The sequence below is a fragment of the Enterococcus malodoratus genome, assembly GCF_027659535.1.
Classification (GTDB): Bacteria; Bacillota; Bacilli; order Lactobacillales; family Enterococcaceae; genus Enterococcus_A; species Enterococcus_A malodoratus.
In genome coordinates this window covers 16,585-29,681 of sequence record NZ_JAQDPG010000011.1, presented here as the reverse complement: position 1 = coordinate 29,681, position 13,097 = coordinate 16,585, and the positions used below count along the sequence as shown (strand labels likewise).

The window sequence follows — 13,097 nt, the reverse complement described above, 5'->3', positions numbered from 1 at the left end:
CAACTAGGTTTCCTAGCTTTTTATACTCATTGTCTCTTTTGTTGCTTCTGTATAATATGAACTGGGAAAAGTTGGACTGGCATCCTTTTTCATTCATAAGTTAGATTCTTATTCTTTTTCTTATAACCATTACTGCGAGCACACAGATGAAACCGATAACTAGCAGATACATCGAATGTTTCATCCCAGTTTGCGGCAACCGTCGACTAGGCAGATGATAAGCAATCTGTTCACTTGTACGAGTAGTCGGCAATTCTCTATTTTCACCTTTTTTATTAACGATTTTCAGTGGTTCTTTGGTTCCGCCGCTGGCCTCATTAATCTCAAAATCAATAAAATGATTTTCTGGTAAAAAGTAGTCTTCTGGTGCCTTAACTTCTAATAAGGAATAACTGCCGTATTCCATGTCGGCTAATTCAAAAATTCCTAGGTCATTGGAAGTCAAAACTAACAACTCATCTGGATGCGCATTGCCATACTCGGCCGTGACCCATTGTTTTTGTTTCGTTAGATAATGCGTGTCTTTATTTGAGACGACAAAGTTCGCATCTTTTAACGCCTCGCCGGATTTTTCATCGACTTTTTGGAAGTTTTTCTTTCCTGCTGCGCGTTGGTTATATACGACTGGTAATTTGTCTTTTTGCGTCAGTGCCCCTACTTCGGTCCCATTGATCAAAATCAGTTGCCGCTGATCTTTAGGAATCTCGACCGTTATTTGACGCGCCTGCTCAGAAATTTCATACCCCTCTGCAGTGGCGACCTCTTCAAAGAGATAGCTGCCGCTTTTTAGTCCTAGATTGGTTCTAACGATACCTTCCTGATCAGAAACCATTTTTTTCACACGTGAATCTTTTAAGGGTGAATCGCTGATCTCTTTTTCGGAAAGCCAATCGCTGACTGAACCTGCCGTAGTTCTCAAATAGAATTTTTCACCATTCTCATTCTTCGATAAAACAAAGCTGGCACCAGCTAATGGTCTCGTGGACCCGTCACTTTCTTTTGCCATTTTGACGAAGTAAGGCTCACGAACATAACCTTTATTTTTGGTATAGACGTGCGTTGTTCCTGCTGTGAACAGTCCACTATCCAAAACCAGGTAATTGGACAACCCAGCTTGATCAACTGGTAAGCTGTCACCGCTGTCTAACTCAACAATGAGATAGATTTGCTGCTTATCCGTTTTTAAAGAAACCGTCAGCAAACCGTCTTCAGTCACCATATTGCCAGTACTATCATTAAAACTGCCAGTGGCTGTCTTTTTCGTTTGAACAAAATTGATGCCTTGATAACGTGCTTGCATGGCTGCAAGTTCCGCATGTCCAGGTGTTGCCAAAACCTCCAGCTCACTGCGTAAAACGGTTGCCTCATCAGCAAGCATTTCCTTCGCTTGATCCAAATTGGGGTTCAAACTCCGAAGATACTCGCCAACCTCAAAGATCGCAAAGGTTGAATCATTAACTCCATAAGAATCTTTCAACAAAGCGGCACTTCCTACTTCTCCACCTTGATTGATCTGACTCGGCGCTTCTTGATTCACAAACAAACGTTTATGGAGATGGACTTGTGTTTCCGCTCCTGCGGCGTCAGCTGTCTGTGTCCAGAAAATGCCGACCACACACACCAGCAGCAAGGAAAGAAGATGCTTCATTTTCATCGTCCATCACCCACCTTTTTTTGCTTAAATTGTTCGAGCGCAAAATAGATGATAATAATTAAGAAAGAAGCGACGGCTGAAGCGAAAATCAACGAATGACCATTGCCGCCTGTTTCTGGCAAGGTTCCTTTGGGATCATTTTTGACTGTTACTACATTGACAGCTGCCAATTGTCCGCCAGTGATCGTGAATTTGACTGTTGTTGAAGGTTTTACATAACCCGTTGGCGCTTGGGTCTCTACGAAATAGTAATCCCCTTCCGGCATACCAGTAATCACTAATTTTCCGGCAGGTGTCACGACGTTTTCAAGTTGGAAACTCCAATTGGCACCCGTTTTGACTGCTTTATAGGTTCCTTTGGCAGCTGTTCCATCGCCAACTTCCAATTCTTCGGGAGCAAACCAAGTAATTCCCGCGTTGTCCGTGGCTACTTTAAACTTCGCGCCTTTCAAATTCTTATCATTCGTGGCATCCTTTTTCTCCAGTGTCACGCCGCCTTCAGCTCGCTCATTGACAGCTTCATAAGTAATCGTTAAGCCCTCATCAGCAATTTCACCGACTGTCGTTTTGCCGTCACCGACAATTTTGTGACCATCTGGTGCTTTCGTTTCTAGCATGTAGTACTTTCCTAAAGGCAATCCGGTAATATTGATTTCTCCTTTAGTCCCTGAGCTTTCGATAAACTCATATTTCTTATTGGTGGTATTGTACTTATACTCATAATCCTTACCAGTAATAAATTTCGTGCCTAATTTGCTTTCTGAACTATCTGGATTAACTAAATAGAGCTCAAATTCCGCACCATCTAATTTTTCACCATTCGGATTTTTCTTGGTCAATTTTAGTTTTCCGACTTTTTGCCGGTTTTCTCTTGTTACACTGACCGTGTCCCCGTCTGCGGTAATTTCTGCAGGATCAGATTTTCCATTGTCGTCGTACAAATAGCCATCTGGCGCTGCTTCTTCTTGGAAATAATACTCTGCGATCGGCAGACCTGATACGGTGATTTTTCCTTTTTGCCCCGTTGATCCGGTGTCTTCTACCAACTCGTATTTCTTGTCTGTTGTATTGTATTGATAAAGATAATTTTTGCCTGTTTCCAATACGACTCGCGGCGTTACCAGCTCGTCCCCGTTTTTCTTACGCAAGGTGAACTTGGCACCGTTCAATTTCTCACCGGTATCTTCATCTTCTTTGATCAAAGTAATTTTCCCTTTGGCCAAATGATTGTAGGCACTGACTGCAACGCCTTCTTCCGCATTCTTGTTGATCGTGAAGTAATATTTCCCTGCTTCATTAATCCCATCTGGTGGAATGATCTCCAGCTTGTCTGTGTAGCGTGGATCAGGATTATTCAACTCGACCAAACAATATTTTCCATCGGTCAAGTTCTCATAGAGCAAGACTCCGTTACTATCCGTTTTCTTTTTTCCGCCTGAAATTGTGACATACGTATTTGAACCAGCGGGTGTTTCTTTCTTTAGCTCAAACTCAACATCTTTTAGCGCTACTTGGGTATCCTTATCCATCTTTTTCAAACGGAACGTGGTTGGCGGTACGCGGGTTGCACCGCCGCCCCAGTTGCTGACAGTGACTTTACTGATTTCACTATCTTCACCGGCCGTATTGGTCTCCCAGTATAGTGTCGCTTTGTTTTCGATGATCGAGCCCTCTCCTAAAGTGGTTCGCGCATAAATTCGCGTAACCAAGTTAAATGGATAATTATCATAGGTCTGTCCACTATCGTGACTAAAATATTTCTCGTAAGCTTCTTTGGTCTTATCCCCACGCGAAGCAGTCATTTTCCCTTGATCAACCGCCGCTTGGATAATATCCCAAATCCGCTCTTTCGCATCTTTCGTCCCATTACCGAATAAAAGCAGGCCGTTGCTTTTATCATTGGTTAAATTTGGCAGATCTCTAAAGTTCATAATTAATTTATTACCTGATGTTACCCCATAGCAAGGATAATTATGACTTTCAATTCGTGCTTCAAAATCATTATCAGATTCAGAATCACCTTGTTCCAGCAATTTTAAAGGCATCGTGCTTGGCGCATTGTCTTGGCCCATCATCTGCATTTGTCCGATGGGATCTTTTGTCATTTTCCCATCGTCATTCACCGCATAGATATTCATGTAAATACCATAATTGGATAATGTCAGCGATGGATCAAGCTGGTCTTTTAGGACGACTTTTTTGTACAACGCAGGTGTGTCGCCTTCAAGAGCCTTTTTGTAGTTGTCCATCATCAGCGGCATATTCCAATAGACTTCATTACTATTATTCGTAGCAGAGCCGTTTTTTGTGAACGTTTTTTGATCACCGATCGGTGTATCGGAAACCGATTCCGATGGTTTAGGTTCGATCTCGATTGGAAAACGCCCTGTTTCGGTATTTCCCGTAGATCCGCCGCTGCTTTCTAAATTCGCCGTTCCATAAGCAGTAGCAAAACAATCTTGCAGACCGTTCCAATTTTTTTCGACCGCGTTGTTAAAAGTGATTTTCAAAAATTTCTTTCCTGAAATCGTTTCTAACGTCATATCCCCAATCTTTTCGCCAGAATTCTCATAGAATGGGACCGAATTACTCACACTAGAAAAAGTGAAATATTCTTCCGGCAAAGCAATATAAATATAGTCGCCTTCTTTTAAGTTTGCGGCCGACGGAACGGAAAAGGTGTAATCAAAGTACACACCGTCTCCAACTTTTACGGTCGGTTGCGGATTTTGTTTTACGCCATTCTGCACAATGTAGGCTGGCGGATTACTTCCGTTCTTGATATAAATATCATTCAACTTCATATCATCGATTGCACTAGTTTTATCAGTGGCCGCAAAAGGTGTGATCTCACCATTTGACCCCTTCGACTGTTTTCCGCTCTCAGTTGAATTTTTTTTACTTACTGCGTCTTTTGCTGCAGTTGTCTGTTTATTGTTCAGCTTGAACTCAAACTCATCGAAAAAGTTCAACGTTACCTCAGCTAGCGAACGTGCCGGCTCAGCCAATTTAAACTCAAAATTCACTCCTTCAAGTGAAACTGGCTGGTCGCTGTCATTCACAATCTTTAACTGATTTTCTTCAATCGAAACGATGGTCTCGTTTTGGTGATACAGTTCTTGATTATTCGCTGTAATTTCTGCAGGAAGTCCGAATGTCGTCTTCTCATTTTCAGGAACTACTAAATCAAACTGTGCCACAATTGAAGCCTTTGGATCATTTTCTTGCGGAAGTGCTTTTCCCTCAAGCGTCGTTAGCTGCATATTATTGACGCGGCATTCCTCTGAACTTGATAAATTTTCAGCAATTGTTTGAAGCGGAAAACTGGATAACACAATCAGCAAGACTGAAAGAAGCGACCACCAATGTTTTTTGAACTTATTCATATTACCCTCCTTTCATTTATAGCTTTTTAAATCCTTCGATCAGCACTCCCCCCCACCCCATCTCCTAATGCATCCATTTCAAAGCCATTAACAATAAAATGATTTTGATTATTCATTAATAGGAATATTCAATTTTACGGCTTACGAAAATAAATACAGAAAATCATTTTAGAATCATTTTTATTATATTTCTACTATTTTTGTAAGACAATATTTTTGGAACAAGATGCGTCAGAACAGAATAAGAGGTTAAAATTAAGTCATAAAAACATTCTTTTTTGATTAAATTTAAGAATAAACTCTTAAAACATTTATTATGTTGATGAATATATTTCTATTCAAATTAATTTTTAATTATCTTGACGATGTAAAGATAATTATGTAGTTTGCTTAAAAATAAATAATAGTTCTTTGAAAATAAACTGTTTTTAAAAACAAAAAAAGCCGTATCCTTTTATTGGATACGGCTTTAGTATTTCTATAGAATTTTCCATTCTCCGGAAGCCCGATATTTTTCGGCGTATGCCTCAGCTTGAGACACAATTTCCTGATCGTAGTGACAATAAGCCAATAGTTTGATGGCGTTACTGCCGGTTGTCACACCTTCACGCAGCGTAAAATCGAATAGAATATCCTCCGCTGTAATCACTTCGCGAAAATGATAGTTTTCATAACGATCGCCTAAAATTCGACTTAATTCAACGTCATGTGTCGCTAAACAAATGAAACAATTTAAAGCGGCAAATTTTTGCAGGATAATTGATGCTGCAGCTATTCGTTCGATCATATTGGTGCCCTTAAACATTTCATCCATAAAAATCATGGCATATTCGGTCGATTCTGCTATTTTTAATAAACGCTTCAGTGATTTTATCTCCGCCATATAAAAGCTGTCACCTGTAACGATATCATCCTTAAGATTCATGGAACTATAAATGGCACAGGGCTTAAAAGAATATCTTTTTGCCAGACAAGTATTGAAAAGCTGTCCCAAAACGGCATTGACTGCCAAAGTTCGAGCAAAAGTCGACTTGCCGCTTGCATTTGAACCCGTGATCAAAATTTTATTATCCATGCGGTGCGTATTTGGGACGGCTTCTTTTAACAACGGATGAATGATCTCTTCAAACTCGATTTGATTCTGATCGGTAAAATCAGGCTGGCAATAATACGTCAGACTGTTTCGATAAGAAGCAATCGCAATGCACAGTTCGACATACCCGATAGTTTCATACAGTTCCAGCGCTTCACTTCGATATTTTCGAAACAGCTTGACCATCGCAAAATAAGCATACCCATACAAAGAAAAATAGGAAGTGATGATCATCATTAAACTGTTCGAAGATCCAGAAACTTGAATGATGTAGTCGGCTAAGGCGGTAATATTCTTAAACACATTAAGATTTTTACGCATCTGCTCCGTTTCTTTCTTAAAAACAGGAAGATCTAGTTTTACCATTAATTTTGCCGCGCGAACCATCCGGGTAAACATTCCCAGCGCTTCGAAAGCCTGATAAATTTTTCGCAATACGATAGAAAATAGAATCATGCCTAAACAAAAACTAAGACAAACAGCTAAAATTCCATAATCAATATTAATTGCCAGCCAGATTAGACTTCCAATACTTATGATCGTCGCTAAAAAAATCAGCAGCATCGATATTTTAGGAAACTTGCTTGGATCTACGAGTAAATCAATCAATTGATTATTTGTTTTGCGTCCAATTCGATAAAAGGCAAACTGCAGCCGTTCACGCGCTTCGGCCTTTTCATCCATACTTTGGATAGCTTCTTCAAAATGTTGCAAATCTGGATTTTTCTGTCTTCTAAAAAAATAATAACTATATTCGTCGCCAATACTGGACTGTGTGTTTTTCACCTGTTTGAAAATCTCGTCCATATTCAAATCTGTCCAGGTAATATCATCAAGCACTGCTCCTTCAAACTGCTTTTGATGATAGTACTTTTTCATACTGGCATAATCCCGTTCATCCAGTTTCCACTCCGGTACTTTCCCATACTCAGCTCTGATCTGAGCTTTGATTTTTTGATTTCGCCGATACACATAATAAAAATAGAACAGAAAAAAGAGCCCAACAATCCCAAAAACAATTCCATAAACCCCGATAACTCCCACCAGCTGACCCTCACAATCTACTTTATTTATAAAGTAATCTTACCATCGAAAAGGGGTAGTTAGAATATGCGTAAATAAAAAATACCTCACGACAATCACGCCGGAGGTACTCGCTTTACTAATTAAACATCTTTTGAATGTCTTTCGCCGATTTGAAATTCTTCGGCGTGTTCAAACATGTAGCGGACAGAGACTGGCAGATCTCCAGTCAATTCTTTAAAGTCATTCGTATGTTCGGCCATTTTATTTTCACGGATAGCCTGCGCAAAGGTGACCATTCCCTCGGAAGAGAACGGTGCTTCCGAATCTTCTTTGAATTTACCTTCGGTTGTTCGAGGCACGCCCATCGCATCGAATACAGCATAGTTTTCTTCGTCTGATATTTCTTTATAAGTCACATGGTTATTGGTTACTTCATTTCCGATAGCAACAAACTCGCTGATCGTCATCAAGTCTTTCCCATTGATATTCAAAATCTTGTGATGCAAGGTTTCATTGATCAATGCATAGGCGACTGCTTTGGCACAATCTTTTCTTGAAATATAGGCCATTTTCCCGGCACCTTGACTGTTAGTTAGGATACCGTCGCCTTTAACATAGGTGAAGTAATTAGTGATCATCGCTTCTGCATATTGAGAATTGCGTAAGAAAATATAGTCAAGTCCACTTGCTTCAATGTATTTTTCAGTATACGCATGATCGATTTTTTCAATACTGGGATTACTTGGGTCTGCCGCATTAACTAACGAGGTATAAATGATTTTCTTTACTCCGGCTGCTTTGGCCGCATCAACGACATTCTTATGGGCTCTTTGCCGTCTTTCTCCAACGAAGGGCATAGAGATCAGTGCCACTGTTTCGCCGCCAGTAAATTTTTCAGCTAAACCGTCTAAATGATTGAAATTGGTTTCGCGGGTTTCAATACCGCTAGCAGAAAACTTTTCTAAAGATGCTGCATCGTACCCGCAAAAGACTAAACGTTCTTTTTCCGCTATCGTTAATAGGTACTCAGCCGCTTGTCCGCCTAAGTTCCCATCTACACCAGTCAAAATTAACTTATTCATTGAATGAAACCTCCTCATCTTTGATAAGTTAATCATATGTGATTTATTGATCAAGTTCCAATACATCTATTTAATAGCCCATAAGTAAAACTTATTAGTGCCTACTTTAACAATTCTAGTAATCGCTGCACCGTTGAATTCTGCTCGGTGTTTAAATACGCCAATACAATTTCAAATTGGTGATGCGACTCTTTGATCGGTAAAGCCTTCAAATCCATATCATCCGCAATTCCCGGATAATTTTCTGGGAAGAAACCGACCAACTTGCTATTTTGAATCATAAAGATTTCGGTCTCGACATCATCGGTCACCTTCGAGATATTAGGCGCGTAGCCATCCTTCAAAGCATTCTCCAACATCAAATAGTAGGATTTTCCGATAGTCTCCGGTGACAGCATAATAATCGGTTGGCTATACAGCTCTTCCATTGAAAGCATCTCTTTTTCAAAAAAAGGGTGCTCTTTACCAACGACTGCACAATAATTCCCATAGTATAAAGGCAATGTGCTGATCTGCTCCTCTTCAAAAAATTCCGAGTCAAAACTAATCGCCAGATCATAGCGCTGGTTCCTAAGATTTTCTGCGACTCCCTTTAATGGCACCTTTTCCACATCTAATAAAATATTTTCCTGTTCAATCTGCTGCTCCTGAATGATCTGGGAAAACAATTGGATATCCATAATGGAGGTATATTCGATCCGAATACGATTTTGCTGCTCTTTATAATCAGACATCCGCTGAGTCAAACGATCGTATTGCTGCACCAAATGAAGTGCTTCTTGATACAATATTTTTCCAGCATCCGTCGGCTTTACGGGAATTGTCGAGCGGTCGACTAATTGACAGCCAAAATATTCTTCTAAAAAATGAATCTGCTGGGTAATACTTACTTGAGAGACAAAATTCTTTTTGCCCGCTTTCGTAAAGCTGCCTGTTTGAACCAGATCAATGAAGTATTTCAACTTTTCTAAATACATGATTTCCCCTCCGCTTCTTATTCTCATTCTAACAAATGTGTCCAGCGAGTCACGCTAAACAGCTCTACTTATTAAACGGCACGTCTGTCGAGGGTTATTTACAAAAAAGAATCGGGGAATAATAGGCTTTTCCAGTTGTGCTCATGAAAATGAATGATAAAATAGGTGAATCACACTAGATAAGGCTGACCGTTTACACGTTCTATTGTTGTTTCAATACGATAATGGAACGTGCAAAACGAATGGATAAATAAATAAGAACGAGGAGAACATCTTAAATGACCTACGCACTCGAAATAAACGATTTAAAAAAGGTATATGCTACTGGTGTCGAAGCTTTAAAAGGCATTGATCTATCTGTTGAAGAAGGTGATTTTTATGCCCTTTTAGGACCAAACGGTGCTGGAAAATCCACCACTATTGGGATCATCACTTCGCTTGTTAACAAAACTTCCGGCAACGTAAAAGTTTTCGGCTATGACTTGGACAAAGAACTAGTGATGGCCAAACAGCAAATTGGGTTGGTGCCGCAGGAATTCAATTTCAATCCGTTTGAAACGGTCCAACAAATCGTCGTCAACCAAGCTGGCTACTACGGCGTGCCGCGAAAAGAAGCATTAGTCCGCAGCGAAAAATACTTAAAACAATCCGACTTGTGGGAGAAACGTGATGTAAGAGCGCGGATGCTTTCCGGCGGTATGAAACGGCGCTTGATGATTGCTCGAGCCTTGATGCATGAGCCACGCCTGCTGATCTTAGATGAACCAACGGCTGGAGTCGATATCGAATTACGCCGCGAAATGTGGAAATTTTTAAGAGAATTGAACGCGAATGGCACGACGATTATCTTAACGACCCACTATTTGGAAGAAGCTGAAATGCTTTGCCGCAACATCGGCATCATTCAATCGGGCGAATTAATCGAAAATACTAGTATGAAGTCTCTATTGGCGAAGCTGCAATTTGAAACATTTATTTTTGACTTAGAGCCCTTTGATAAGGAACCAGACATCACTGGCTTTGCCCATACTTTTACAGATGAGCAAACGCTGGAAGTCGAAGTTGTTCGCGATCAAGGAATCAATGAACTATTCGAACAGCTAACGAATCAAGGAATCAAAGTGCTTTCCATGCGAAATAAATCCAACCGCTTAGAAGAACTGTTCCTAAAAATCACGGAGGAAAAACATGTTTAATCTATATTTTACCGCGCTTAAAAGTCTGGCGGTCAAAGAAACCAATCGCTATATGCGCATTTGGGTTCAAACCTTAGTCCCGCCAGTTATCACTACTTCTTTATATTTTGTTATCTTTGGAAACTTAATCGGCGGACGAATCGGTGATATGGCCGGCTTTTCTTATATGGAATTTATCGTGCCTGGGCTGATCATGATGTCAGCCATCACGAGTTCTTATGCGAATGTTTCCTCTTCGTTTTTCTCGCAAAAATTCCAAAAAAATATCGAAGAGATCTTAGTCGCTCCCGTCCCAACGCACATCATTATTTGGGGCTTCGTAATTGGCGGTGTCGGCCGCAGCGTCTTAGTTGGAACATTAGTGACGATCATCTCACTATTTTTCGTTCCACTGCATGTGTACTCATGGTTTATCGTTGTCATCACCTTGTTAATGACCGCTATTTTATTTTCTTTAGCCGGTTTACTGAACGGAATTTTCGCCCAATCATTCGATGATGTCTCGATCGTTCCGACCTTTGTTTTACAGCCCTTAACTTATCTCGGCGGTGTTTTCTATACGATCTCTATGCTGCCGCCATTCTGGCAAGGCGTCTCAAAAATCAATCCGATCGTTTATATGATCTCCGGTTTTCGGTATGGCTTCCTTGGTGTGATGGATGTATCGATCGTTGTTTCGATGTCTATTTTAGTATTATTCATCGTCGTTCTTTACAGCGTCTGCTGGTATTTGATCGACCGCGGTCGTGGATTAAGAAGCTAAAACAAAAACAGAGTTTGAGCAATTGACTGCTCAAACTCTGTTTTTTTATTGTATGCTAATTCAATATTTTCTTCATTATCCCCAACAATGTTTTAACATCTTCTGTTTTTGTATCCCCTGTCTCCGCATCAATGATCGAGCTATATACATGCGGAATGACCTTTTTGACTCCCGCATCGACAGCGATTTGAACGATCTCTTCAAAATTAGCTAAATCAATTCCGCCAGTCGGCTCTAAATAGAAATCATACTTCGCACATGCTTCCGCCACAGCCTGGTATTCTGCTTTATGTGCCAGACCCTTCATAGGAAAATACTTCACCGAACTACCTCCCATATCTTGCAGCAGCTTGATGGCTGTCTCAATCGGTACGATTGCTTCTGGTGCCGACGAACTTAATGGCCCAGTCGCAATATTGACATACCCGACTTTTCCAGTCGGTGAAACTAACCCGTTGATAATTGTTTCATTCTGTCCTAAAAGTGCGCGCGAATTCCCCACTCCGGTAAAAACTTGATTGACATGCTGCGGTTGTAAAATAGCTGAAATCCGCGAAACCATTTGACTTTGATTCGGATCGCCCGCTCCTAAGCCGACGGATAAGGCATTATTTGTTGCCGCTTGATACCGTTTCATATCTGCGATTGCTGCTGCATCCGTCGCGTACTTTTTCGATAATACTCCTAACACAACATGTCCTTCAGCCGCCTCGTAACATTCTTTGGCATTTTCAACTGAGTTTGCTAACACATTCAAACAGATCCGATTTTCTAAATAGCTTGGTGTTAATGACATACCGTCTCTCCTCTATTTCATAATTTCTTGCAGACGCCGAACAATTTTTTCTAGTTCCTGTTCATTGACTGAACGAACATCAAATTCAACGATGCCATTATTCGCTTGGTACTCACGCGTATAAATGGCGGGATTTTCTGCTTTCAGTTCAGTAATGACCGTCTGCGCACTTTTTTCTCCAGTAATTTTCACACTTGCTCGGTAAATATCTCTGCCAGCACCATCTTGTACGATTTTCGCTTCTAAGCCGGCAATTTGATTCACACTTGCTATGAGTGGATCCAATCGCTGCTGCATCATTTCGCCAGACTCGCTTCCAAGAGCTAAATAATCCGCCACTGCCTGCGTAAAGCCTAAAACATTGTCTTTGCCAATTTTCATTGCGCGGCCGATGCCTTTACTTTGCAGCCTAGTCCACTCTACATATTGCTTTTTGCCGATAACCAATCCAGCACTAGGTCCTTCGATCGCTTTTGCTCCAGAATAGATAACCAAATCCGCACCTGCTTGCGTATAATGAAACAGATCTTCTTCTGCCGCTGCATCGATGATCAATGGCAGCTTGTACTTCTTAGCTACTTTCACTGCATCTTCAACACTCAACATACTTTTTTGAACGGTATGATGACTTTTTACATATAGAATCGCCGCTGTTTCTGGTGTTATCATCAACTCAAGATGCTCCGCTGAACACATATTAGCGTAACCAGTCTCGACGACTCGGCCGCCGCCTTGCTGGATCATAACTTCTACCGGTGTGCCATAATCAACATTGTGCCCTTTAGGAATGACAATCTCTCTTTTGGCTATTCTATTCGTATAGGGATGGTAGGCATGATACAGACTCCCTTCCCCAATCACAGCCGCAACGGATTGCGCAATTCCCGCCGAAGCAGAAGAAACGATTTGTGCGTCTTCCGTTTGCAATAATTCGGCGAGATATTTACCTGTTTGAATCATCAAGTCGCTCATCTCAAAAAAATGTTCCCCGCCAAAACGTTGGGCAGCCAATACATTTTTCGATACTTTGGAAACACCTAAAATCGTCATCCGTCCGGAAGCATTGATGACTTCCTTTAAACCAAATTTTTCATAGCTGATCATTTTTACACCTTCAATAATTT

General features: G+C 40.8%; 9 protein-coding genes. 2 read left to right on the top strand and 7 right to left on the bottom strand.

The window, feature by feature from the left end:
- Positions 1 to 100: 100 nt before the first annotated feature.
- The 5 genes from PGP85_RS16550 to PGP85_RS16530 form a co-directional block, all read right to left on the bottom strand.
- Positions 101 to 1,654, bottom strand: a complete 1,554-nt coding sequence (locus tag PGP85_RS16550; protein WP_270328493.1) for a SpaA isopeptide-forming pilin-related protein — start codon at positions 1,652 to 1,654, stop codon at positions 101 to 103.
- Positions 1,651 to 5,040, bottom strand: a complete 3,390-nt coding sequence (locus PGP85_RS16545; RefSeq protein ID WP_270328492.1) for a SpaA isopeptide-forming pilin-related protein — start codon at positions 5,038 to 5,040, stop codon at positions 1,651 to 1,653. Before PGP85_RS16545 ends, PGP85_RS16550 begins: the two co-directional genes overlap by 4 nt.
- Before the next feature lie 478 nt (positions 5,041 to 5,518).
- Positions 5,519 to 7,177, bottom strand: coding sequence for a MutS-related protein (locus PGP85_RS16540; protein WP_270328491.1), 1,659 nt, complete (start codon positions 7,175 to 7,177; stop codon positions 5,519 to 5,521).
- A gap of 122 nt (positions 7,178 to 7,299) precedes the next feature.
- Complete coding sequence (locus PGP85_RS16535; RefSeq protein WP_270328490.1) at positions 7,300 to 8,241, bottom strand: NAD(P)H-binding protein; 942 nt, start codon at positions 8,239 to 8,241, stop codon at positions 7,300 to 7,302.
- 101 nt (positions 8,242 to 8,342) lie between these two features.
- Positions 8,343 to 9,218: a LysR family transcriptional regulator gene (locus PGP85_RS16530; protein ID WP_270328489.1), complete on the bottom strand. Its 876-nt coding sequence runs from the start codon at positions 9,216 to 9,218 to the stop codon at positions 8,343 to 8,345.
- A 278-nt stretch (positions 9,219 to 9,496) separates the two neighbouring features.
- On the opposite strand from PGP85_RS16530, the gene PGP85_RS16525 reads away from it, so the two are divergent.
- On the top strand, positions 9,497 to 10,414 hold the full coding sequence (locus tag PGP85_RS16525) for an ABC transporter ATP-binding protein (protein WP_010742979.1): 918 nt from the start codon (positions 9,497 to 9,499) through the stop codon (positions 10,412 to 10,414).
- The gene (locus PGP85_RS16520) at positions 10,407 to 11,177 is read left to right on the top strand and encodes an ABC transporter permease (protein ID WP_270328488.1); all 771 of its coding nucleotides are present in this window, start codon (positions 10,407 to 10,409) and stop codon (positions 11,175 to 11,177) included. The genes PGP85_RS16525 and PGP85_RS16520 overlap by 8 nt, the downstream gene beginning before the upstream one ends.
- 55 nt (positions 11,178 to 11,232) lie before the next feature.
- On the opposite strand, the gene dagF is transcribed toward PGP85_RS16520, so the two are convergent.
- The gene (gene dagF, locus PGP85_RS16515; protein ID WP_010742977.1) at positions 11,233 to 11,973 is read right to left on the bottom strand and encodes a 2-dehydro-3-deoxy-phosphogluconate aldolase; all 741 of its coding nucleotides are present in this window, start codon (positions 11,971 to 11,973) and stop codon (positions 11,233 to 11,235) included.
- A 12-nt stretch (positions 11,974 to 11,985) separates the two neighbouring features.
- The gene (locus tag PGP85_RS16510) at positions 11,986 to 13,077 is read right to left on the bottom strand and encodes a DgaE family pyridoxal phosphate-dependent ammonia lyase (protein WP_010742976.1); all 1,092 of its coding nucleotides are present in this window, start codon (positions 13,075 to 13,077) and stop codon (positions 11,986 to 11,988) included.
- Between the last annotated feature and the right edge of the window lie 20 nt (positions 13,078 to 13,097).